This is a genomic window from Mesorhizobium sp. GbtcB19 (genome assembly GCF_019091085.1).
Lineage (GTDB): Bacteria > Pseudomonadota > Alphaproteobacteria > Rhizobiales > Rhizobiaceae > Mesorhizobium.
Genome location: NZ_JAGXJY010000006.1, coordinates 83,311 through 106,381, shown reverse-complemented (window position 1 = coordinate 106,381; position 23,071 = coordinate 83,311). Strand labels below are relative to the sequence as shown.

Here is a 23,071-nt window from a genome sequence, read left to right as displayed (position 1 = left end):
TTCGTTGCAGTTGGTACGTTGGGTATGCTGGCGCCGGGGCGCCGGTAAAAATCGATCAGTGGCTCGGGTGCAGCGCGTCGTTCAGATACATGCAGGTCAGCACCGCGAACACATAGGCTTGCAGGAAGGCGACCAGCAGTTCGAGCGCCGTGAGCGCGACCGCCATGGCGAGCGGCAGAACAGAGCCGGCAATGCCGACGGCGCCAAATGCGCTGAGGCTGACGACGAAGCCCGAAAACACTTTCAGCGTGATGTGGCCGGCCAGCATGTTGGCGAAAAGACGAACCGAAAGGCTGACCGGGCGCGAGACGAAGGAGATGATCTCGATCGCCACCACCAGCGGCAGAAGATAGCCCGGCACGCCATGCGGCACAAACAGCTTGAGGAAGCCGAGGCCATGCTTGGCGAAGCCGTAGACGAGGACGGTACCGATCACCAGCGCGGCAAGCGTGAAGGTGACGATGATGTGGCTGGTGACGGTGAAGAAATACGGGAACAGGCCGATCAGGTTGGCGACCAGCACGAACATGAACAGCGAGAACACCAGCGGGAAGAACTGCATGCCCTGCTTGCCGGCGGCGTCGCGCAGCATGTTGCCGACGAACTCATAGGCCATTTCGGAAACAGACTGCAGACGACCCGGGATCAGGGCGCGGCTGGCGGTGCTCATATAGAGGAAAGCGGAGGCGACGAGGACCGTCACGACCATGAACAAAGCGGAATTGGTGAACGAGACGTCATAGCCGCCGATATGCAGCGGGATGATCGGATGGATCTGGAACTGGTGGATCGGGTCGACCTTGTCAGCAGCAGCCACTTTTAATCCCCGTCAAAGCCACAACCGGCTTCTTAAGTTTCTTTGGCGCCTTGCGGCGCCTCATTCATTTCTTCGGTTCGTGCGGCTTGCCGCTCTGGCCGAATTCCGATGCCAGTCCCGCCGAGCGCAGGACATTGAGTATACCTGCGCCAAAGCCCAGCAAAAGGCCCACGATCAAACCCCATGGCGCCGTTCCCGCCAGGCGGTCGATGAACCAGCCCAGGCCGACACCGACCACCACTCCGGCGATGAACTCGCTGGACAGTTTCAGCGCCTGACCGTAACCGGTCGCAGCTTTCGCTTCGTCTTTCCCCTCGAGCCGGTCCGTGCGTCTCGTCGCAAGCGATGCTTCGAGATCGCGCCGGCGGCGCTCAAGTTCGTCGTCGCGGATGGTGGCTTCTGGCTGCCTGCCGCGGCCGGTTTCTCCGGTTCCGTCTGGCCCGGTTTTGTCGGCCATCGCAACCCCCCTGCCCGGGCAGACGATTGCCGTCCGTCCGCTTCTAAAGTCGCCGGCAACATAGTTAGAGGGTCCGCCCCCGTCAAGCCACGGGCCGAACTTCAAAGCGATGTATTTTTGGCTGTTAAATCAATGACTTATCGAGGTGCGACATCGTGCCCTTCACGCCCGCTTGAGGACTCGGCGCGAATCCGCGCAACAAGGCACTCCCGCCGGAGTGTGCCGGGGTCGGAGGAAGCACTGGCGGAGACCTCGTTCAAGCGGCTCAGCCGGAGCCGTCTAAAGCGCGTCGCGATCTTTCAGATTCGCTCCATGCGCTTTAGGTTTTGATTTCGCGCATGTCTTTGGTCCCGAAACCGCCTGCCACTTTCGGGAGACATGCTTCAGCGGCTCAGCTCCAGCCGCCGCCATAGGTGCGGTAGAAGATATGCAGGCCGATCCTGGTCATGCGCTGCATGGCGCGCGCCCAGCCGGGATGGACGTAGTTGGCGTAGTAATGCGTCGACGAGCCGACCTCGGGAATGAAGATCTTGCCGGCGGTCACCGCCATGGCGACCTCCTGGGCGGTCTTGTAGGAAGCCTGGTCGGTGATGGTCTTCTTCCTCCCGTCGCAGGCGAAGGAGAACTGGCAACGGTTGAACCAGTCGTCGTTCTGATAGACGACGCCGCAGATGGTCTTCGGATAGGCCGGGTTGCGGACGCGGTTCAGGATCACCTGGGCGACAGCCGCCTGACCGCGCACGGGCTCGCTGCGCGCCTCGAAATAGATGCCCTTGGCAAGGCAGGCCTGCTCGGGCTTGGAAAACACGCTCGCCGGCAGCGGGTTCTGCATCCAGGCATGGTCGCCCTTGCCCATCGGCGGGATGAAACGGCCGTCATTCGGATCGTCCTGCAGCAGCGCCTCGAAGGGCGAGGACTTGGCGTAGTCGGGCGCAGACTGGGCGTAAGCGGTGGCGAGGATATCCGGCTTGTCGTTGTTGACCAGGGCAACGAGAGCGGCCGGCAGCTCGGGATCGGGCTTCTTGTCCTCGCGGATGTGGAAGGCCTGGGCGATCTGGACTTCCTTGCCCTTGATGCCGGGCTTGGCGAAGGTGAGCTTCAAATTGCTGTCCATCGAAGGACGAAGCAGCGAGGAGGTGCGCTCGAAGATCGAGCCGGCGCTGAAATTCTTCGGCGGCGCGACCGGCGCCACCTTGACCAGGCGGCCCTTCTTGTCGGCGCGCATGACGCGGTCTTCATCGGGCGTGGCGCCGGCGACATTGCCCTTGCCGCGGAAGGCCACGGTGCCGACGCCCGGGAGCTCGACACCGGAGCCGGAGAGCGAGCCGGTGGTGACGGAATCGACGAAGGGCATTTCGGCGGCGTGCACCGAGCCGGCGGCGGATCTCTCGATATAGGCGTTCCAGCGGGCGTTGGGCGACTCCAGGCCGGAAATCAGGCTTGTCATATCCTGATAGCCGACGACCGACGGAAAGCCGATCCAGATACCGAGCCCGAGCACCAAAGGAGGAAGGAAGGAACGTTTTTTCGCAACGGCGGCGGCGGCAAGCCGCAATGAAACGCGTCGATGCACGGAACTCTCCAGAACGCTACTGACCCCGGAGAGCCAAAATGAAGCATTAACCTTGATGCGGGGTTAACGACATCGATCATGTTCTTTTCATGTTTGAGTGAAGCCGGCTTGCTGTTTCCACAGCAAGCCGGCGAAGAACCAGACCTTGATTGGGGTGAATCAGGTTCGGGTTAATCAGGCGGCACGCAGGAAAATCGGAAAAGCGAGCGCCGCGCAGACCGCGGCGGCCAGCCATACGCCCGGCCATGCAAAAGCCACCAGCAGCCAGGGAATGGCGATCGGCACCAGACAGAAGCCGATGAAGACGAAGCTGTTGGCGAGGCTGAGCGCCGTGCCGACATGGCCGGCGCCGGCAAGCGTGGCGAGCTCCGTATAGGCGACGCCGTGCCAGGCCGAGACGGATATGCCGGCGATGACGATCATCAGCGGCAGCAGCGGCGGGACTGCGGCGGCGCCGACCACCAGCAGCCAAAGCACCAGAAAGGCAGATGCGCTCAACGCGCTGCAGAATTTGAGGAACGGACGGCGGTTGCGGTGACGGTCGGTGAAGCGGCCGCTCCAGACCCGCATGACCATGGCGCCGGTCTGCACGGCGGCAAGGGTTGCGCTGGTGACCCAGGTGCCCACGCCGGCAAAGTCGTGTAGGAAGACAGAGGCGAAGGTCAGCACCGCGACCTGCGGGAAGCAAAGCAGACCGATGGCCGTCGAGATCCGCCATACCTCAATGTTGCGCAGCGGCGCCGGGCCGCTTGTCGCGGCCGCGGCGTGACCGGCGCTTTCCACCGGCGGCTCGTGCAGCCACCGCCAGGCAAAATAGGCCGAGACAGCGGAAACGGCCGCAAGCAGGCCGAAGACCGCGGTGAAGCCCAAAGCCAGCGCCAGCGACGGCAGCACGATCGCGCCGAGCCCGCCGCCGAGCGGCACCGCCGTCTGCCTTATGCTCATGGCAAAGCCGCGCTCGCCCTCGCCGAACCAGCCCATGATGGCGCGGCCGCTGGAGCCGTTGACGCTGCCGCCGAGCAGGCCGGCGACGAGCAGGCTTGCCGACAGCAGCGTAATACCTGGGATGACGGCTTTTGTCGGCACGACGAGCACAGCCATGATGAAGAGCCATGCCGCCGTCGCGCCGAGCCCGGTCAAAAGTACGCGGCGGTCGCCCCAGCGGTCGGTGAGCACACCCCAGGGCAATTCGCTGAGCGCCACGCCGAGACCGAGGAGACCAAGAGCAAGGCCAAGCGAAGCATTGTCGAGGTGGTAACCCTGGCGCATCACCACCGCGGTTGCCGGAATGCCGGAGAAGGTGGCGGAAAAGCCGGCATTGGCGGCAACGCCGATGCCCAGCACCTTCCAGCGATGGTTGGGGCCAAAGGCGCGACGGGCGGATGTAGTGGCAAGGTCCGCCGTTGGCGGCTGGCAGTCGTTGCGCGTGACGATGGCGGACATGAGCTCATTCCCGTGGCGGCCGGTTGACGGCCTTGACGGACGGAATGTAGCGCCATAGCTTCGTTCAAAAAATCAGGAAGTTTTTGATTAATACTCCTGAAAATCGGGACAATCTCATGCACCGCGTCACATTCGACCTCGATGTCCTCAGAACCTTCGTCACCGGCATGGAACTGGGCAGCTTCGCCAGGGCGGCGGAACGACTGGGGCGCTCGACGTCCGCCGTCAGCGCACAATTGAAGAAGCTCGAAGAGCAGGCTGATACGCCGATCTTCCGCAAGGCGGGGCGCGGCCTGGCGCTGACCGAAGCCGGCGAGACCATGCTCGGCTATGCGCGGCGGCTGATCGAGCTGAACGACGAGGCGGCCTCCGCCATCCGCGATGTCGAACTGGAGGGCTGGGTGCGGCTCGGCCTGCAGGAGGATTTCGGCGAGGCCGTGCTGCCCGACGTGCTCGGCCGCTTCGCCCGCGCGCACCCCAAGGTGCGCATCGAGGCGCGGATCGGACGCAGCCACGATCTTGCCGAGCGCGTCCTTTCAGGCAATCTCGACATCGCGCTCGCCTGGCATGACGGCATGACACTGCCCTACAGCCGCCACGTCGCCGACGTGCAGGCGCGCTGGATCGGCCCGGCAAAGCCGATCGAGGCAGGCCCGCGCAAGGGCGAGGCGCTGCCGCTGGTGGTGTTCGAGGCGCCCTGCCTGTTGCGCACTGTCGCGACGGAGACGCTCGACCGCGCCGGCATGCCCTGGCGCATGGCTTTCTCCAGCCCGAGCCTCGGCGGCATCTGGGCGGCGGTGGCGGCGGGTCTCGGCCTGACGATCCGCACCGATATCGGCCTGCCCGCCAATGTCAGGGCGATCGCGCCGGGCGTGCTCGGGCTCCCGGCCCTGCCGATGATGGCGCTGCACCTGCACCAGAAGGACGCCGAGCTCGACCCGGTGGCGACGAGATTGGCGGAGATTCTTTTGCAGGCGGCGATGGAGGCGCTGCCGGAGGGGGCAGAGACGAAAGAGTTGCTTAGGGTGGCTTAAGCCCTGCGCGGTTCGTCATCCACGGGCGGAGCGACGCGAAGCGGAGCGTAGACCCGAGGATCCATTCCGTTACATCGAGCGAAGAATGCAGCGGTGCAGAATTCTGGATCGTCGCGGCGCTTCTAAGTCAAGGAATGATCCTCGGGTCTGCACGCGTCGCTTCGCTCCTTGCTCCGCCCGTGGATGACGAGGGACCGGCGTTGGCGCCCATCCCCGAAGGCGTCACCGCTTCTTCGCGCGGCCCGCAAACGGATTGTCGGAGGTGCGAAGCGCCATGCGGATCGGCACGCCGGGCATGTCGAAGGCTTCGCGCAGGCTGTTGGTCAGGTAGCGGACATAGGATTGCGGCATCGCGTCCGGCCGCGAGCAGGAGACGACGAAGCCCGGCGGCCGGGTCTTTGCCTGCGTGACATATTTGATCTTCAGCCGGCGGCCGGCGACGGCGGGCGGCGGATGATGCGCGAGAATGCCTTCCAGCCAGCGGTTGAGCTTGCCGGTCGAGACACGGCTGTTCCACACCTTGTGCGTCTTGATGATGCTTTCCATCAGCCTGTCGAGGCCGCGCCCGGTCTCGGCCGAAACCGTCACCGCCTGGATGCCGCGCACCTGCGGCAGCAAGCGCCCGGTCTTTTCGCGCAGCTCGGCCAGCAGCTCCTGCGGGTTGTCGATCAGGTCCCATTTGTTGAAGGCGATCACCGGCGCCCTGCCCTCGCGGATGATGAGGTCGGCGATCTGCAGGTCCTGCTTCTCGAAGGGAATGGTGGCGTCGAGCACGATGATGACAATCTCGGCGAAGCGGATGGCCCGCAGGCCGTCCTGCACCGAGAGCTTTTCGAGCTTCTCCTGCACCTTCGACTTGCGCCGCATGCCGGCGGTGTCGAACAGCTTGATGCGGCGGCCACGCCAGTCCCAGTCGACCGAGATCGAATCGCGCGTGATGCCGGCTTCCGGGCCGGTTAGCAGCCGCTCCTCGCCGATCAGCGCGTTGATCAGCGTCGACTTGCCGGCGTTCGGGCGGCCGACGACGGCGATGCGCAGCGGCTTGGTGTCGTCATAGGCGGGCTCGGCATCGGGGTCGGCGATGTCCTCGCCGATCAGCACCTCGCTGGCGGCGATCTCGTCGCCGTCGTCTTCCTCGCCGAAAGCGCGTTCCGCGCCAAGCGCTTCGACCACCGCGTCGCGCAGGTCGGGCATGCCCTGGCCGTGCTCGGCCGAGACCGGGATCGGCTCGCCAAGGCCGAGCTCCCATGCTTCCAGCATGCCGCCTTGAGCGCCACGCGCCTCGGCCTTGTTGGCGACGAGCACCACCGGCTTGCCGGATTTGCGCACCACATCGGCGAAGGTGCGGTCGTCTGGCATCAGGCCCGACTTGGCGTCGACGGTGAAGAAGATCAAGTCGGCTTCGCGGATGGCGATCTCGGTCTGCTGGCGCATGCGGCCCGGCAGAGTCGAAGCCGCCGCATCCTCGAAGCCAGCGGTGTCGATGACATCGAAATAAAGATCGTAGAGTTTTGCCGCATGGACGCGACGGTCGCGCGTCACGCCCGGCGTGTCGTCGACGAGCGCCAGCTTCTTTCCGACCAGCCGATTGAAAAGAGTCGATTTGCCGACGTTAGGTCGGCCGATGATGGCGACTTTGAAGCCCATCCAGTCTACCGTTTATTTTGCATGTCGTTTGTCCCAAAACCGCTGCGCACTTTTGGGCGACATGCAATCACGACGCGTTGCCCGACCCGCGGATCAGCTCGGACATCAGTTGCGCCCGCTGGCGCACGTTGCGCGGGGCAGCCTCATCCGAAGAGATCTGGTCGAACAGTTTGAGCGCATCCGCCGACTTGCCCTCCTTCCAGGCGGCGAGGCCGAGCGCCTCGCGCGCCGAATGGCGCAGCGGATTGGTGTCGGCGGTCAGCGCCTCGATGCGGCTGGAGACATCGGCGTAAGAGCCATGGTCCACGAGCAGCAGCGCTGCTCTCAGCCGCGCGATGTCGCGGATGCCGCCGGGGATGGCTGCGTCGGCAGCGACCTCGTCGAAATCCTTGACCGCGCCGTCGACGTCGCCCTTGTCTGCCTTGACGGTGGCGGCGCGCATGCGGGCGAGCAGCGGATAGGCGCCGTAGCCGTCCTTCTCCAGCTGGTCGAGCGCGGCGATCGCCTCGTCGTTCTTGCCGTCATTGGCGAGCTTCAACGCGGCCGAGAAGGCGTCGCCCGAGCGGTTGGCGCGGCTCTCGTCCCAGTAGCGGTAGCCAACGACGGCGGCGGTGCCCAGCACGATCAGGATGGCGATGCCGAGCACGGCCGGGCCAAAACGGTCCCACAGCTTCTGCGCCTGCTCGCGCCGGATCTCTTCGTTGACTTCGCGGATAAAACTGTCGTCCGACATCAATCAAAAACCATTGTTGCCCCATGCGGGGCGCTTCTTGAGCCCGCGTTTTAGCGAAAATTTGTCGGCATGGAAGGGGGAGAGCCGGAAAATCGGCGGAGAACGGCAGATGCCCCACAGGGCTTGCCGGACCGCATCGACGCCACATTTGCGCGATAGCCGGCTTGCGATCGGCCGGAAGGGTCCTGCCAGAAGGTTGCCAATGCTTCGTTCGTACCGCGTCCTTGCTTTCAGTCTCGCCTCGCTCGCCGGCGCCAACGCGGCCTTCGCCGATCCGCCGAAATCGCCAGGCGCGTCGCCGGCCAGGCCCAAGCAGGTGGTGCTGATCTCGTTCGACGCCGCGCGCGAGATCTCGCAGTGGGAACGCAGCCGCGCGCTGGCAAAGCGCACCGGCGCGCATTTCACCTATTTTTTGTCCTGCGTCTTCCTGCTCTCGCCGGACACGCGACAACAATATGCTGGGCCCGGCAAGGCCGCCGGCAAATCCAATGTCGGCTTCGGCGCCTCGAAACAGGACGTCGCTGACCGTCTGGAGCAGGTCCGGCTTGCGGCTGCCGAGGGCCATGACATCGGCAGCCATGCCTGCGGCCATTTCGACGGCAAGGACTGGAGCAAGGCCGACTGGCTGGCCGAATTCGCCTCCGCCCGGCGCATCTTCGAAAACGCCTATGCGATCAACGGCATCTCGCCCGAGCCGCCCGGCTGGCGCGATTTCGCCCGTCATGCCGTGACCGGCTTCCGCGCGCCTTATCTTTCGACCGACAAGGCGCTTTACGAGGCGCTGCCGGAGGCCGGCTTCCAATATGACGCGAGCAGCGTCTCGAACGGCCCCGAGCTGCCGCCGACCCGGAACGGTGTAGCCCGCTTCGCCCTGCCGCTCATCCCGGAAGGACCGAAGGCGAAGCCGGTGGTCGCCATGGATTACAATCTCTATGTCCGCCATTCCGCCGGCACCGAGCAGCCGGCCAAGGCGGGCGAATTCGCCGAGCGCGCCTATCAGACGTTCCGTGCCGCTTTCGAGGCGCAGTACAACGGCAAGCGCCTGCCGCTCGAGCTCGGCTTCCACTTCACGCTGATGAACGATGGCGCCTACTGGAACGCGCTGGAGCGATTTGCCGGTGAGGTCTGCGTGAAGACGGACGTCGAGTGCATCAGCTTCCGCGATTATGTCGCGCGGCAGCGCGCCGGGCAGGCAAAGGCGACGGCGGGCGGCTGACTGGACATAGCCGCGCCTTAACTCGCGGGCTGATCTTCGGGACGCATGCCAGCTTGCTCGCGTTCTAGATAATGCTGATCGATAACCGGCAGTTGCTCGCCCTGCAGCGTCGCCTCGAAGGCTCGCAAACGTTTATGCACGGACTGCAGTTCGACAATCGTCGACCAGGAATTCAGCAGGAATTGCAGCGAATTCGTCACCTTGCCGAACGCGTTCGATATCTGGTTCAGGGCGCCGAACGTGATCTTATGCGCAACCAGCGAGGGCCCCAGGATGAGCAGCGAGAAGATGTTGTCGGCCTGGAGGTAGGTGTAACGAACAACGTTGAAATAGATATAGTGGAAATATAGCTTGAAATAATTGCGGCGGACGTTGGCGAACAATTGTGTCGTCGTCGCCGGCTGAGCCCGGTCGGCATGATCTTCGCCGTATACGAGTTCCTTGCGATAGGCTGCCTCAACGCGCTGGTTGCGGAACTGCAGGCCCGGTAGCTTGAGACCCGCTACCATGACGGAGATCGTCCCGAACAAACACCAGCCCAATGCGGCAATGACCAATGGCTGCGGGACCGCGCCAACGATCGGCAGTTCGGTAATATGGGCCTGCAATTGAATCAGGACCGGCAGAAAGGCGATGAGGGTCATGATTGACTGAACGAAGGTCGAGCCAAGGTCCTCCATAATCTGCGAAAAGCGCATCGTGTCTTCCTGGATACGCTGCGAGGCACCTTCAATGTGGCGCAGCCGGCCCCAGTTCGCCATGAAGTAATCGTTCATCGCGGTGCGCCAGCGGAAGATCCAGTGGCTGACGATGAAGGCATTGACCACTTGCACGTTCATGCCGACCAGCGCCAGCCAGGAGAAATCGGCCAATCCTATGTAAAATTCCGAGTCAGTCGACTTCCCCGTGCCCGACATCAGGCCCTGCACGTAGTCGAAGAACGGACCATACCAATTGTTGATGGCGACGCTGATCTGAACGTTGAAATAGATGAAGAACAGAATGACAGCGGTCATCAGGATCGACCAGTTCTGCCATGGATGCGGGGCGTACCAGCTCCAGAATGCGTAGAAGACCGCCACGCAGGCCACGAAGTAGATATAGAACCACAGGAACGGCTTCGACCACAGAACCGCGATGCCGATGATGGTCGGGGCGTCCGCTGCGGCCGGCGGCAGGCCGAAGACGGCGCCCAGTTGCTCACCACCGAAAAACCAGAACAGGATCGCCGCAAGGCTCCAGAGGGCGGCCGAGGTGAAAAAGAGCTTCGGCTGCGGGAAGAAAGATACGAACACTGTGGCGGGTTTCCTCGGTCTGACCGCAAATCAGCGGCATTGCTGTTCGGCGGGCATAAGGTCACACATTAGTGGGAAAGAAAATGCCCTGTCCGATGCCCGTCAGCGAGCAAGGCCGCAAATCATGGCGATTTTGGCGCGGCCGACCAGGCAATGACGCCGGACGCCAGCAGTGCTGCCGCCGCCATGATCGAGGCAAGGGTATAATTGCCCAAGGCCTGGGCAAGCAGGCCGGCGGCGACCGGGCCGACGATCTGGCCGAGGCCGAAGGCCGCCGTCATCACCGCGAAGACGCGGCGCGGCGCCTGCGGCGCGAGTTGCCTCCCAATCTGTATCCCCAGCGCCGTGATGGCGATGAAGGTCCCGCCCAGCAGAATGCCGGCGATCAGCGGCCCGGCAGCGCCTTTGACGACGACGCTGGCGGTGACGCCGACCACCTCGATCAGGCAGGTGACCGCATAGGCGGCATAGAGTCCGATCCGGCCGGCAAGCTTCTGCCAGAACCATGTCGAGGGAAAGCCGGCAAGGCCGGCGACCATCCAGACGCTCGCCTCGAAGACGCGGCTGCCGCCGCCTTGGCGAACGATGGCAATCAGAAACGTCGCCGTCACCACATAGCCGAAGCCGAACAGCCCGTAGGCGACGATCATCTTCGCCAGGGATCCGTCCTTCGGCAGCGCCGGCTCGGGACCATCGACGCCATTGGCCGGTGTGGTCGAGCCGGCGAGCAGCATGACGATGAGCAGACCGACCGCCGAAAGCGCTCCGGACCAGAGCCAACCGGCGGCCCAATCCGCATGTTCGGAGACGAGGACCGCCAGCAGCGCGGAGGACACGGCTATGCCGAGGCCGACGCCGCCGAAATGCAGCGCCTGCAAATCGCCGCGTCCGGCCTCCGCCAGATGGCTGAAGACGATCGAGGCCATGAACACCATGACGAAGGCGCTGGCGAGGCCGGCGAAGAAGCGGATGACGAGGAAGGCTGCCATCGTCTCGTTGAGCCCCATGAGAGCCGCAAGCACGGCGCTGGCGGCGAGGCTGGCGAACATCAGCATACGCTCGCGGCCATGCGCCCAGCCGCCGGCAGCAGCCAGCGCGCCGACGAGATAACCGAGGTAATTGGCGGAGGCGATCCAGCCGGCATCGGCCGGCGTCAGGTGCAATGCCTCCATCATGCCGGGCAGGATCGGCGTATAGACGAACCGGCCGATGCCCTGCGCGACAGCGAGCGCGACCATGCCAGCAACGGCGAGACGCAAGGGAGACGGCGAGGCGTTCATTGCGGCGCACAATAAGTCTGTGCGCGCGCGAAACAATCTGCTTGCGTTGGGCCAGCTTACATCCCAGCACGTAGACGTCCCCTCACCCAGCCTCCGCTTCGCTCGGCTGACCTCTCCCCGGTGGGGAGAGGATCTTGCCAGCGCCGACGCCAATCTCTTCTCCCCCACGGGGAGAAGGTGGCCGCGAAGCGGACGGATGAGGGGGAGCGCCGCCGAATGAGCCAATAACCTCAGCGGCCAGTGGCACCCATCGTTTCGTATGCGGTGCGGCCGGCGGTCAGCCGGAACGGCATGTCGCCAAGCTCGCGCTCGGACATGGTGTCGAGCACGGGATGCGACAGCGGATCGGTGACCCAGCGGGCGATCTCGCCGTCGTCGCGCGGCCTGGCCTCGGCGCCGGAAAGCCCTTTCAGCAAGGATAAAATCTTCATGGGACAAGCTCCTGGCTCAAGGCTAGTCCGGCTAAATTCTGGCTTTTCCCGACAGGATTCAATTGAGATTTCGCCTCGCACACTTTAGAAAAACTGAATGGCTATGCTGAACCGCGTCCATCTCAACGGCCTGCGCGCCGTGGAAACCGTGGCCCGTCTGGGCTCGCTCGCCGGAGCGGCCGCTGAACTGAACGTCTCGGTCAGCGCCGTCAGCCAGCAGGTCAAGCGCACGGAAAAGCAGCTGGGGCAGGCGCTGTTCGAACGGACGCCAGGCGGGCTGGTACCAACGGAATTCGGCACCGCCTTCACGGCGCGGCTGAGCGCCGGCTTCCGCGAGCTTGCGCAAGCGGTGGCGCTGGCCGACGAGACGAGCCAATCCACGCTGGTTGTCTCGGTGGCGCCGGCCTTCGCCTCGAAATGGCTGCTGCCGCGGCTGTCGCGGCACTTCGCGCGCCATCCGAATGTGCTTTTGCGCATCGACGCATCGGGCAAGCTCTCCGATCTCGACCATTCCGATATCGACGTCGCGATCCGGATGGGCGACGGCGCCTGGCCGGGCGTGCATTCGGAGCTGCTGCTCGCGCAGGAGGTGTTTCCGGTCTGCGCGCCGTCGATCGCGGCCAGGCTGCATTCGATCGAGGATCTGGCGCAGACCTGCGCCATCACCGACGAGCGGGCGATGTTCAACTGGGACGGCTGGTTCAAGGCGGCCGGCGTCAAGCCGGTGACCTTCCAGAAGGGCGCGCGCTTCACCGATCCGATGCTTTGCGTGGAATCGGCGATCGCCGGCCATGGCGTGATGCTCGCCTGGCAATTGCTGACCGCCGACGCGCTGACCGACGGCCGGCTGGTCGCGCCCTTCGGCGTGCGCGCCGACAGCGGGCTCGGCTATTGGATGGCGACGTCCGCCGCCAAGAGCGAAAGCCGCAAGGTGCGGGACTTCAAGGTTTGGATCCGCGAGGAGATCGAGGCGACCATGGCGCAGTTCCGGGCGCTGGACAGCGCCGCCTGAACCCCTGCGCATTTTTCGCTGACGCGGTCCTGCAGTTCACCAGGCCCAGTCGATCGCGGTGGAAAGGCCAGGCCCACCGGTCTATGTAAGAACCAGACCCCAACAAATGGCAGGCAGGATCATGACCACACATTCACGCGGCGTCTCGGCAAGCATCGACCCGGTGAAGCTCGACAGGCTGGCGGAAGTCGCCATCAAGGTCGGGCTGCAGCTGCAACCCGGACAGGACCTGGTGCTGACCTCCTCGATCGCGGCGCTGCCGCTGACGCGCCGCATCGTCGAGCACGCCTACAAGGCGGGCGCCGGGCTGGTGACGCCGATCTTCAACGACGACGAGATCACGCTGGCGCGCTTCCGCTATGGCGCTGATGCCGGTTTCGACCGCGCCGCCGGCTGGCTCTATGAGGGCATGGCGAAAGCCTTCTCAAACAATGCGGCGCGGCTCGCGGTGCGCGGCGAAGACCCGTCGCTGCTCTCTTCGCAGGATCCGGCCAAGGTTGCGCGCGCCAACAAGGCGAACTCGATGGCTTACCAGCCGGCGCTGGAAAAGATCACCGGCTTCGACATCAACTGGAACATCGTCGCCTATCCCGATCTCGCCTGGGCCAAGCAGGTGTTTCCAGGCGAGCCGGATGACGTGGCGGTGGTGAAGCTCGCCGACGCCATCTTCTCGGCCTCGCGGGTGGACGTCGAGGATCCGATCGGCAACTGGAAGGCGCACAATGCGGCCTTGGCCGAGCGCACGAAATGGCTGAACGAGCATAATTTCCACGCGCTGCATTTCACCGGCCCGGGCACCGACCTGACCGTCGGGCTGGCGGACGGCCATGAATGGATGGGCGGCGCCTCGACGGCGAAGAACGGCGTCACCTGCAACCCCAATATCCCGACCGAGGAGGTCTTCACCACGCCGCATGCAAGGCGCGTCGAAGGCCATGTCTCCTCGACCAAGCCGCTTTCCTACCAGGGCACGCTGATCGATGATATCTCGGTACGCTTCGAGGGCGGGCGGATCGTCGAAGCCAAGGCCTCGAAGGGCGAGGACGTCTTGAAGAAGGTGCTCGACACCGACGAGGGCGCGCGCCGCCTCGGCGAAGTGGCGCTGGTGCCGCATTCCTCGCCGATCTCCAAGAGCGGGCTCTTGTTCTTCAACACGCTGTTCGACGAGAACGCCGCCTGCCACATCGCGCTCGGGCAATGCTATTCGAAGTGCTTCGTCGACGGCGCCTCGCTCAGCCAGGACGAGATCGCGGCGCGCGGCGGCAACAAGAGCTTCATCCACATCGACTGGATGATCGGCTCGGACAAGATCGACATCGACGGCGTTGCCAAGGACGGCGGCCGCGTGCCGGTGATGCGCAAGGGCGAGTGGGCGTAGCAGTACTTTTGCTTGCGCAATTCCGAACGGAAAACCGCGGCACACTTTTCCTGGAATTGCTCGGCACAGGAGGCGTAAGTGGCCTTCGACATAGCGGTGAAGCGCGTTTACGAGCCGCCGGCTAAAGCCGACGGCCAGCGGGTGCTGATCGACCGCATCTGGCCGCGCGGCGTCGCCAAGAAGGACGCCTCGCTGACGCTGTGGCTGAAAGAGATCGCGCCGAGCGACGAACTGCGCAAATGGTTCGGGCACGAGCCGGAGCGCTGGGCGGAGTTTCAGAGGCGGTATCGGGCGGAGCTGGACGCGAATAGCGAAGCTGTGGCCCAGCTGCGTGGCCTGATGCGAGAAAGCAAGGTGACGCTGCTCTATGGCGCGCATGACGAGGCGCACAACAATGCAGTGGCGCTGGCGGGGTATTTGCGGGGAACGTGAAGGCCGAGGCAACGCTGGCGATTGGCGAAGGCCGACGCGACGTCCAATCTCCCCCCTTGCGGGGGAGATGCCCGGCAGGGCAGAGAGGGGTGCTGTCCCGCCGACCTCTCAACAACCGTTGCGGCGCGTAAGCAGGTTCGTGAAAGGGGCAAAACGGGCAACGTCGCGTTCCTTCACACCCCCCTCTGGCCTGCCGGCCATCTCCCCCGCAAGGGGGGAGATTGGCAGTTTCGCCGTCACGCCTTCTACTTCACCGCCCCCTCATAAACCTCCGCCTTGAACCCCACCAAAATCCTATCCCCCACCTCAAGCACCGGGCGCTTGATCATCGTCGGCTTTGCCAGCATCAGCTTCTTCGCCTTCTTCTCGTCGAGCGCCTCCTTGTCCTTGTCCGGCAGCTCACGAAAAGTCGTGCTGCCCTTGTTGAGCAGCTTTTCCCAACCGACCTTGCCGACCCAGCCATTCAGCCGGTCAGCCTCGATCCCCTCGGCGCGGTAGTCGTGGAAACGATACGGCACGTCGTGGCTCTCCAGCCAGACGCGCGCCTTCTTGATCGTGTCGCAGGTGGTGATGCCGTACATGGTGATGGTCAATTCAGGCCTCGGTCGGATGGGGTTGCGAATCCGGCCGAACCCTAGGCCCGCCCTGCCCGGTTTGCCAGCGTTTCGCGGTGGCCCGCATTTTGATGGTTTTTCGACCGCTGGGCCAAAATGGCCGACCAGCTCGCAGACTGAGTGAAGACGATTTGAGGCTTGCTTGCGCAGCGGCCGGAGCACATAGCCCGGCCGCTGCGTGAAATATCCGGCCTAGTAGTAGAAGCGCTCTTCGCTGATCTTGCCGTTCTTGACAGTGTAGAGGCCGACCTCGTCCATCTTGACGCGTTCGCCGGAGGATTTGGGCGTGATATCGAAGCTGAAACGCAAGGCGAACTGGTCGCCATTGACGTAGGGGCCTTCGACCGAGCCGCCGTGAACCTCGTGATTCGCTTCCCACCACTCGCCCTTCTGCTTGACGGCTTCCTTGCCGCTGCAGACGGCCATTGGCCCCTCCATCGCTTCGTAGCTGACGATGTCGTCGGCATTGTACTTCGCGGCAGCGCTGTGGCTGTCGCCCTGCTTGAGGAGTTCGGTGAAATCCTTGGCAATTTCGGCAGTGGTCATGATTTCCTCCCGGGGGTTGGACCAGACATCAAGTAGGGAGTGATTGTCCGCCTGCCAGCGGCGGGTCGCTCCGCAGGTGACAATTCGTGTCAGGATGCAGGCGCCAGCCAGTGAATGATAATCCGTCTGAGATGCTCACATGACAGTCAGCGCGTGGAGTTGCCACAAGAGTTACAAGGGCGAATAACACCCGCGCTCGATCGCCAGCCGCTGCACCAGCGCCAGCACTGTGTCGATGGCCGGCGTCGGCTGGCCGGTCAGGCGGCCGAGCTCCTGCACGGCTGTGACCAACGCGTCGATCTCCATCGGGCGGCCGCGTTCGAGATCCTGCAGCATCGAGGTCTTGTGCTCGCCGACATCGCCGGCGCCCTTGATGCGCCGGTCGACGGGGATGAGGAAGCGCACGCCGAGGCGCTCGCCGATCGCCTGCGCCTCCAGCATCATGGCGCGGGCGACGGCGCGTGTGCTTTCGTCGGCGACGATCGCCGCAAGCGTGCTGCCGGTCAGGGCCGAGATCGGGTTGAAGGAGAGATTGCCCCAGAGTTTCACCCAGATCTCCGAGCGGATGTCCTCGCGCACCGGCGCCTGCAGCCCGGCCTTGACCATTTCGCGCGCCAGCGCGGTGGCTCGCTCGCTCTTTTCGCCGGAAGGCTCGCCCAGCGAAAAGCGCGTGCCCTCGACATGACGGATCAGGCCGGGCGCATCGACCTCCACGGCCGGGTAGACGACGGAGCCGATGACGCGCTCCGGTCCGATGCGCTGCCAGATCGCCCCACCCGGATCGACCGCGTCGAGCCGCGTGCCTTCGAGCGCGCCACCCGCCTTGTGGAAATACCACCAGGGCACGCCGTTCTGCATGGTGACGACAGCGGTCTCGGGGCCGAGCAAAGGCGCGATCTGATCGAGCGCCGGCGCCAGCGAATGCGCCTTCAAGGCCAGCACGACATAGTCCTGCACGCCGAGTTCCTCGGCGCGTGCCGCCGCCCTCACCCGCGCGATTGTCTCGTTGCCGCCTTCGATCAGGCGAAGCCCATCGGCCTTGATGGCGTCCAGATGCGCGCCGCGCGCCACGATCGACAGATCGACATTACCTGCGATCGCCAGCTTGGCGGCGAGGTAGCCACCGATGGCGCCGGCGCCAAAGACTGTGATGCGCATCAGCCGAGCCCGAGCTTTGCGGAGAGGCCGATGCGCTGCAGCTTGCCGGTCGCGCCCTTGGGGATTTCGTCGAGGATCACAACCTTGCGCGGCACCTTGAAATCGGCGAGCCGGGTCGCGGCAAAACCGCGGATGTCGGCCTCGCTGGCGCTCTGGCCTTCGCGCAGCACGATCGCCGCCGCCACCTCTTCGCCCAGCTTGTCATGCGGCATGGCAAAGGTGACGACCTGCGCCACCGCCGGATGGTCCATCAGCACTTCGTCGACCTCGAGCGGCGAAATCTTTTCGCCGCCGCGATTGATGATCTCCTTCAGGCGGCCGGTGACGCGCAGATAGAAGTCCTCGTCGAGCACGCCCTGGTCGCCGGTGTGGAACCAGCCATGGGCGAAGGCGCTGGCGTTGGCGTCCGGGTTCTTCTCATAGCCGGCGGTGACGTTCGGTCCGCGAATGACGATCTCGCCGACCTCGCCCGGCTTGAGCAATCGCCCGTCCGGCGCCATGACCGCGACGTCCGGTCCGGCCGACGCTCCGACGCTGCCCGGCTTGCGCTGACCGGGCGGCAGGCGGTTGGAGGCCATCTGATGCGCGGCCTCGGTCATGCCGTAGGATTCGATCACCGGACAGCCGAAGGTCGCTTCCAGTTCACCCATCACCTGCGCCGGGAGCGAGGCCGATGACGAGCGGATGAAGCGCAGCTTCGCCTCGGCGAGTTGCTCGGGATTGCGCGCGGCGCGCGGCAGGATCGCCTGATGCATGGTCGGCACCGCCGTGTACCAGCTCGGCTTCGCTTCGGAGAGCCACTGGAAAAAACGCAGCGCATTGAAGCCCGGCGTGCAGAAGACGCTGCCGCCGGCGGCGAGCGAGGACAGCACCGCGGCGATCAGGCCATGGATGTGGAAGAGCGGCATGATGTTGAGGCAGCGATCGGCGGGGCTCAGGCCGAGCGTGGCGCCTATATGCGTCGCGGATGCCGCGAGATTGGCATGGCTGAGCGGCACCAGTTTCGGCCGCGAGGTGGTGCCGGAGGTGTGAAGCAGAAGTGCCGTGTCGCTGTCCTCGGCCAAGCCGGACGCGACCGGCGAACCGGCCGCGTCGCCCTCGATCGTGAAGACGCCGGCCGGCGCGCCTTCCGGCACGACCAGCCGCAACACAGGGATGCCGAGGCGTTTGGCAACCTCGACCGAGGGACCTGCTTCGTCCTTGCCGACGATGATCGCCTTGACGCCGATATCGCTCAGATAGAAATCGAGCTCGTCGGCGCGGTACGCCGGATTGAGCGGCGCGGTGGACGCCGCCGCCGCCACGGCGATGAAGGCCGTCGCCATTTCCGGGCCGTTCGGCAGAACGATGGCGACGCGGTCGCCACGACCGATGCCGAGCGCATTGAGCCGGGCCGATGTATCGTCGATCAGGCGGCGCAGCCCGCCATGCGAGAGGGCTGTCCGTTCGGGCGCCGCAATGGCCGGCGCGTCTTCGGCGCCGGGGGCGAGGCGATAAGCGAGATCGGTGGCGTTTTCGCTGTTTGTCATGGTTCCAGACTATGTTTCGAACGATCGGCCGATGTCCAGCAAAGGCCTTCTCAATATCCGAGCGCCAGGCCATCCTTGCGCGGATCGGAAGCGCCGGTCAGCGTGCCCTTTTCCCAGTCGATGAGCGCGGCTTGACCTCCGCCCAGCGGATGATCTGCCTCCACCACCCGATGGCCGCGCCGGCGCAGGCCTTCAATGGCATCGGGGTGCACGCTGCGCTCGGCCTCGACGACATCGTGATTGTAGAAGACGCGCGCCGCGTCGATCGCCTGCTGCGGGTCCATGCCGAAGTCGATCATGTTGGTCAAAAGATGCACATGGCCGAAGGGTTGATAGCCGCCGCCCATGACGCCGAAGGGCATCACAGCGCGGCCGTTTTTCGTCATCATGCCCGGCATGATCGTGTGCATCGGCCGCTTGCCTGGCGCTATCGCGTTCGGATGTTTCGGGTCCAGGCGGAAGCTGGAACCGCGGTTCTGCAGCACGACTCCGGTCTTCGGGCCAACGACGCCGCTGCCGAAGGAATAATAGGTCGAGTTGATGAAGCTCACCGCGTTGCGGTCGCGGTCGACGACGCTGATATAGACCGTGTCGCTGCCGGGAAGATCGAGGCGCGGCAGATCGGTCATGGCGCGGTCAGGATCGATCGCGGCGCGCAGGCGATCGGCATAGGCGCCGGAGAGCAGCGCCTGGACCGGCACGTCGACATGATCCTGATCGGCGAAGAACGCATCGCGATCCTGGTAAGCGAGGCGCCCTGCCTCGATCTCCAGATGCAGACGCTCGGCGCCCTCGGGATCGAGCCTGCCGAGGTCGTAGCCGGAAAGCACGTTCAGCATCAGAAGCGCGGTCAGGCCCTGGTTGTTGGGCGGCATCTGGTGGATGTCGTGACCGCGATAAGAGGTGCTGACCGGGGTCCGGTAGTCGCCCTTGGTCGCGGTGAAATCGTCGAGCGTGTGCAGGCCGCCGAGCGCACGCAGCCGGCCGACGATGTCTTCAGCGACCGCGCCTTCATAGAAACCGGCGCGGCCTTTCTCGGCGATGATGCGCAGCGTTTCCGCAAGTTCGGGCTGGCGGTGGAGGTCGCCGGCTTTCGGCGGCTTGCCGCCGGGCAGGAAGATGCGCGTCGCCACCTCATCGGCCGCCAGGTCGGTCTCGGGCTCATGCCAGTCGAAGGCGACACGGTCGTGCACGACATAGCCGTCTTCGGCATAGCGGATGGCCGGAGCGAGCGCGTCGGCGATGCCCTTGCGGCCATGATCCTCCAGCAGCCGGCACCAGGCGTCGATGGCGCCTGGAACCGTGACCGCGTGCGGCCCCTGTTTCGGCAACTCGCTGAATCCCTTGTCAAGATACCAGTCGGTAGTCGCAGCGGCGGGCGCGCGGCCTGAGCCGTTGAAAGCGATCACCTCGCCCTGGCCCTTCGGGCAATAAAGCACAAAGCAGTCGCCGCCGATGCCGGTGGACTGCGGCTCGACCACCGCCTGCACGGCCGCGGCGCAGACGGCGGCGTCCATGGCGTTGCCGCCGGAGCGCAGCATGTCGATGGCGGCTAAAGTGGCGAGCGGATGCGAGGTCGCGGCCATCGCCTCGGTGGCGCGGACCGGCGAGCGGCCTGGGAACTGGAAGTCACGCATGCTGGTTTTGGTATCCCTGAAATCAACGTCCGCGGCCGAAAAGCTGGGCGGCGGACAACAAGACGATCGATAGCACGATCAGGCAAGTCGAAATGGCGGCAATGGTCGGATCGATCTGATCGCGCAACGCATTGAACATGCGCCGCGTCAGCGTCGTGGTCTCGCCGCCGGAGATGAACAGCGACACCACCACCTCGTCGAAGGAGGTGATGAAGGCAAACAGCGCGCCCGAGACGATCGAGAAGCGTATCTGCGGCATCGTCACCTGGAAGAAGGCCGAGAAGCGGCCGGCGCCGAGGCTGCGCGCCACCATCTCCTGGTTCATGTCATAAGACCTCAGCCCCGACAGCACAGTCAGCACGACCAGCGGCAGCGCCTGCACGGTGTGCGCGATGACGAGGCCGGTCAGCGTGTTGTTGAGGCCGATGCGGGCATAGAGGAAGAAAGTGCCGATGCCGATCAGGATGACCGGGATGATGAGCGACGCGGTGAGCAGCGCGTTGATCAAGCCGGTCAGCCGCAGCGTGCGGGCGTTGATGGCGTAGGCCGCGGCGGTGCCGAGCAGCGTCGCGACGACCGCCGTCATCACCGCCACCTTGACCGACACGATGGTGGCGTCGCGCCATTCGAGCGAGCCGAAATAGCTTTCATACCAGCGCAGCGACCATTCCTGCGGCGGGAACTGCAAAAGCGACGAGCCGGAGAAGGACATGATGACGATGATCACCGACGGCGCGATCAGGAACAGCATGACAAGGCCGCCGAGCGCATAGAGCCAGAGGCGTTGCCGATGCGAAATCGGCAGGGCATTTTCCATGCTCATCGCTGGCTCCAGACACCGGTAGCGCGCGCGCCAAGCAGCCATTGGAAGAGGCCGAGCAGCGCCAGCGTAACGCCAAGCAGCACGACGCCGAGCGCCGCGCCCGCGCCCCAGTTGGAATAGAGGCTGGTGGTCTGCTCCATGCGCATCGCCCACATGATGACCTTGCCGCCGCCCATCAGCGCCGGCGTGACGAAGAAGCCGAGGCAAAGCACGAAGACGATGACCACGCCCGAGGCGAGGCCCGGCAGCGACAGCGGGAAGAATATCTGGCGGAAGGTAGCGGAGGGGCTCGCGCCGAGATTCATGCCGGCACGCAGGCAATCGACGTCGATGGTCTTCATCGAGGCGTAGAGCGGCAGCACCAGGAAGGGCAGCATGATGTGGGTCATGCCGATGACGACGCCGGCGAAATTGTTGGCGAGCGGCAGCGGCTGGGAGATGACGCCGAGATCGATCAACCACGTGTTGACCAGCCCCTTGCGCTGCAGGATGACCAGCCAGGCATAGGTGCGCACCAGCACCGAGGTCCAGAACGGCAGGATAACGAAGATCAGGCAGATTCCAGCCGCGCGGCGCGGCAATTGCGACAGCATATAGGCCAGCGGATAGCCGAACAGCACGCAGGCGCCGGTGACGAAGAAGGCCACCTTGAAGGTGGTGAGGAAGGTCTTGATGTAGGACGCCTGCTCGAAGAAACGCGCGTAATTGGCGGCGCTGAGCTGACCGCTCTCGTCGAACAGCGAGAGCCAGAACAGCCAGCCGATCGGCACGATGATGACGGCGAAGACCAGGAAGAGCCCTGGCGACAGAAGCGCGAGCAGGCCGCGCGCTTCCCGCCGCGCATCGGCGTTGAGCGCATCGGCGTTGAGCGCCCTATCGGGCCTCCTGGCATGATCGAGGCTGGCGATGCTCATTGATCCGCCACCAGCACGACATCCTGCGCATCGATGCCCAGCGTGATCGGCTCGCCGGGCGCCGGCAGTTTCGCCAGCACGTCGGAGCGGCAATAGTCGCGCAAAGTCACCTGCCGGCCATCCTTGAGCGTCGCGTAGCAAACGAAGCTGTCGCCCTGATAGATGACGTCGCCGACGGTTGCCGGCAGCGCGTTGACGTCGCCCGTTTGTTCGCCATTGATCAGGCGCAGCTTTTCCGGCCGCACCACCATCAGATGCCGACCGGCGGAGGGTGCTGCCGTCGTCATGCGAAGCTTTCTGTCCTCGTACCATACGCTGCCGTTGCGGCTTTCCACCGAAATGAAGTTGGACTCGCCGATGAAACCGGCGACGAACTTGGTCTGGGGTCTGGCGTAAAGAACTTCCGGCTGGTCGATCTGCTCGATGCGCCCGGCATTCATGACGGCGATGCGATCCGACATGGTGATCGCCTCGCGCTGGTCATGCGTGACGTAGACGGTCGTCATGCCGAGCCTGCGATGCAGGTTGCGCAATTCGATCTGCATGTGCTCGCGCAGGCTCTTGTCGAGCGCCGACAGCGGTTCGTCCATCAAGACGATGCGCGGCTCGAAGACGATGGCGCGGGCCAGAGCCACGCGCTGGCGCTGGCCGCCGGAGAGCTGGTCGACACGGCGCTCGCCGAGGCCCTTCAGCTGCACCAGGTCCAACGCCCGCTCGACGCGTTCCGCCGTTTCGGCCAACGATACGCGGCGCTGCTTGAGCGGAAAGGCGATGTTGTGGAAGACGTTCATATGCGGGAACAGCGCATAGTTCTGGAACACCATGCCGATGTTTCGCTTGTGCGGCGGCATGGTGATGATCTCCTCGCCGCCGACCTTGATGGAGCCGGCATTGGCCCGCACGAAGCCGGCCAGGATCATCAGCAGCGTCGTCTTTCCCGAGCCTGACGGCCCAAGCAGCGTCAGGAATTCGCCAGCCTCGACATCGAGGCCGAGATCATGCAGCACCGACACGCCGCCGAAGCGCTTCTCGATGCCGCTGATGCCGATGGGCAGCGCGGACTGCGCAAGAGACAAGAGCATCTCCTTCAACTCCGGATCAT

At 64.7% G+C, this 23,071-nt stretch carries 22 protein-coding genes; 5 read left to right on the top strand and 17 right to left on the bottom strand.

Annotation, left to right across the window (positions count from 1 at the left end; all coding sequences use genetic code 11):
- Positions 1-55: 55 nt before the first annotated feature.
- The 4 genes from KVT37_RS13160 to KVT37_RS13145 all read right to left on the bottom strand — a co-directional run bounded on the left by KVT37_RS13160 (position 56) and on the right by KVT37_RS13145 (position 4,290).
- Positions 56-817 (bottom strand): F0F1 ATP synthase subunit A, encoded by a 762-nt coding sequence (locus KVT37_RS13160; RefSeq protein ID WP_112095266.1) that lies wholly within the window; start codon positions 815-817, stop codon positions 56-58.
- A 64-nt stretch (positions 818-881) separates the two neighbouring features.
- Positions 882-1,274, bottom strand: a complete 393-nt coding sequence (locus tag KVT37_RS13155; RefSeq protein ID WP_217573484.1) for an AtpZ/AtpI family protein — start codon at positions 1,272-1,274, stop codon at positions 882-884.
- Between the two features lie 391 nt (positions 1,275-1,665).
- Entirely contained in the window at positions 1,666-2,847 is a 1,182-nt protein-coding gene (locus KVT37_RS13150) for a cell wall hydrolase (protein WP_217573482.1), read from the bottom strand.
- Between the two features lie 174 nt (positions 2,848-3,021).
- On the bottom strand, positions 3,022-4,290 hold the full coding sequence (locus KVT37_RS13145) for an MFS transporter (protein WP_217573472.1): 1,269 nt from the start codon (positions 4,288-4,290) through the stop codon (positions 3,022-3,024).
- Positions 4,291-4,406: 116 nt separating this feature from the next.
- Here KVT37_RS13145 and KVT37_RS13140 point away from each other — a divergent pair, with 116 nt between their 5' ends.
- Complete coding sequence (locus KVT37_RS13140) at positions 4,407-5,324, top strand: LysR substrate-binding domain-containing protein (protein WP_217573470.1); 918 nt, start codon at positions 4,407-4,409, stop codon at positions 5,322-5,324.
- A gap of 222 nt (positions 5,325-5,546) precedes the next feature.
- On the opposite strand, the gene der is transcribed toward KVT37_RS13140, so the two are convergent.
- Positions 5,547-6,971, bottom strand: coding sequence for a ribosome biogenesis GTPase Der (gene der, locus KVT37_RS13135; protein ID WP_217573468.1), 1,425 nt, complete (start codon positions 6,969-6,971; stop codon positions 5,547-5,549).
- 67 nt (positions 6,972-7,038) lie between these two features.
- A complete protein-coding gene (locus tag KVT37_RS13130) occupies positions 7,039-7,704 on the bottom strand; it encodes a tetratricopeptide repeat protein (RefSeq protein WP_217573466.1) in 666 nt (221 codons plus the stop codon).
- A 202-nt stretch (positions 7,705-7,906) separates the two neighbouring features.
- Here KVT37_RS13130 and KVT37_RS13125 point away from each other — a divergent pair, with 202 nt between their 5' ends.
- Positions 7,907-8,920 (top strand): polysaccharide deacetylase family protein, encoded by a 1,014-nt coding sequence (locus KVT37_RS13125; RefSeq protein ID WP_217573464.1) that lies wholly within the window; start codon positions 7,907-7,909, stop codon positions 8,918-8,920.
- Between the two features lie 17 nt (positions 8,921-8,937).
- Here the strand turns inward: KVT37_RS13125 and sbmA are convergent, their stop codons facing one another.
- The 3 genes from sbmA to KVT37_RS13110 form a co-directional block, all read right to left on the bottom strand.
- Positions 8,938-10,215, bottom strand: a complete 1,278-nt coding sequence (gene sbmA / locus KVT37_RS13120; protein ID WP_217573462.1) for a peptide antibiotic transporter SbmA — start codon at positions 10,213-10,215, stop codon at positions 8,938-8,940.
- Between the two features lie 122 nt (positions 10,216-10,337).
- A complete protein-coding gene (locus tag KVT37_RS13115) occupies positions 10,338-11,453 on the bottom strand; it encodes a YbfB/YjiJ family MFS transporter (RefSeq protein WP_217573461.1) in 1,116 nt (371 codons plus the stop codon).
- A gap of 272 nt (positions 11,454-11,725) precedes the next feature.
- Positions 11,726-11,926: a hypothetical protein gene (locus KVT37_RS13110; RefSeq protein WP_217573459.1), complete on the bottom strand. Its 201-nt coding sequence runs from the start codon at positions 11,924-11,926 to the stop codon at positions 11,726-11,728.
- Positions 11,927-12,023: 97 nt separating this feature from the next.
- On the opposite strand from KVT37_RS13110, the gene KVT37_RS13105 reads away from it, so the two are divergent.
- From KVT37_RS13105 to KVT37_RS13095, 3 genes are all read left to right on the top strand, one after another.
- Positions 12,024-12,938, top strand: a complete 915-nt coding sequence (locus KVT37_RS13105; RefSeq protein WP_217573457.1) for a LysR substrate-binding domain-containing protein — start codon at positions 12,024-12,026, stop codon at positions 12,936-12,938.
- Positions 12,939-13,059: 121 nt separating this feature from the next.
- Positions 13,060-14,316, top strand: a complete 1,257-nt coding sequence (locus KVT37_RS13100; RefSeq protein ID WP_217573455.1) for an aminopeptidase — start codon at positions 13,060-13,062, stop codon at positions 14,314-14,316.
- Between the two features lie 78 nt (positions 14,317-14,394).
- Positions 14,395-14,748, top strand: a complete 354-nt coding sequence (locus KVT37_RS13095) for a DUF488 domain-containing protein (protein ID WP_217573453.1) — start codon at positions 14,395-14,397, stop codon at positions 14,746-14,748.
- Between the two features lie 245 nt (positions 14,749-14,993).
- Here the strand turns inward: KVT37_RS13095 and KVT37_RS13090 are convergent, their stop codons facing one another.
- The 8 genes from KVT37_RS13090 to KVT37_RS13055 all read right to left on the bottom strand — a co-directional run bounded on the left by KVT37_RS13090 (position 14,994) and on the right by KVT37_RS13055 (position 23,045).
- Positions 14,994-15,341, bottom strand: a complete 348-nt coding sequence (locus tag KVT37_RS13090) for an ArsC family reductase (protein ID WP_254633994.1) — start codon at positions 15,339-15,341, stop codon at positions 14,994-14,996.
- A gap of 213 nt (positions 15,342-15,554) precedes the next feature.
- Positions 15,555-15,908, bottom strand: a complete 354-nt coding sequence (locus tag KVT37_RS13085) for a nuclear transport factor 2 family protein (protein WP_217573451.1) — start codon at positions 15,906-15,908, stop codon at positions 15,555-15,557.
- A gap of 171 nt (positions 15,909-16,079) precedes the next feature.
- On the bottom strand, positions 16,080-17,066 hold the full coding sequence (locus KVT37_RS13080; RefSeq protein ID WP_217573449.1) for a 2-dehydropantoate 2-reductase: 987 nt from the start codon (positions 17,064-17,066) through the stop codon (positions 16,080-16,082).
- Positions 17,066-18,595, bottom strand: a complete 1,530-nt coding sequence (locus tag KVT37_RS13075; RefSeq protein ID WP_217573447.1) for an acyl--CoA ligase — start codon at positions 18,593-18,595, stop codon at positions 17,066-17,068. The genes KVT37_RS13080 and KVT37_RS13075 overlap by 1 nt, the downstream gene beginning before the upstream one ends.
- A 50-nt stretch (positions 18,596-18,645) precedes the next feature.
- A complete protein-coding gene (ggt, locus tag KVT37_RS13070; protein ID WP_217573445.1) occupies positions 18,646-20,232 on the bottom strand; it encodes a gamma-glutamyltransferase in 1,587 nt (528 codons plus the stop codon).
- Between the two features lie 22 nt (positions 20,233-20,254).
- Positions 20,255-21,055: an ABC transporter permease gene (locus KVT37_RS13065; RefSeq protein WP_217573443.1), complete on the bottom strand. Its 801-nt coding sequence runs from the start codon at positions 21,053-21,055 to the stop codon at positions 20,255-20,257.
- The gene (locus tag KVT37_RS13060; RefSeq protein WP_217573441.1) at positions 21,052-21,969 is read right to left on the bottom strand and encodes an ABC transporter permease; all 918 of its coding nucleotides are present in this window, start codon (positions 21,967-21,969) and stop codon (positions 21,052-21,054) included. Before KVT37_RS13060 ends, KVT37_RS13065 begins: the two co-directional genes overlap by 4 nt.
- Positions 21,966-23,045 carry an ABC transporter ATP-binding protein gene (locus tag KVT37_RS13055; RefSeq protein ID WP_217573439.1) on the bottom strand — a complete coding sequence of 360 codons (1,080 nt, stop codon included), beginning with the start codon at positions 23,043-23,045 and terminating at the stop codon, positions 21,966-21,968. Before KVT37_RS13055 ends, KVT37_RS13060 begins: the two co-directional genes overlap by 4 nt.
- Positions 23,046-23,071: the final 26 nt, after the last annotated feature.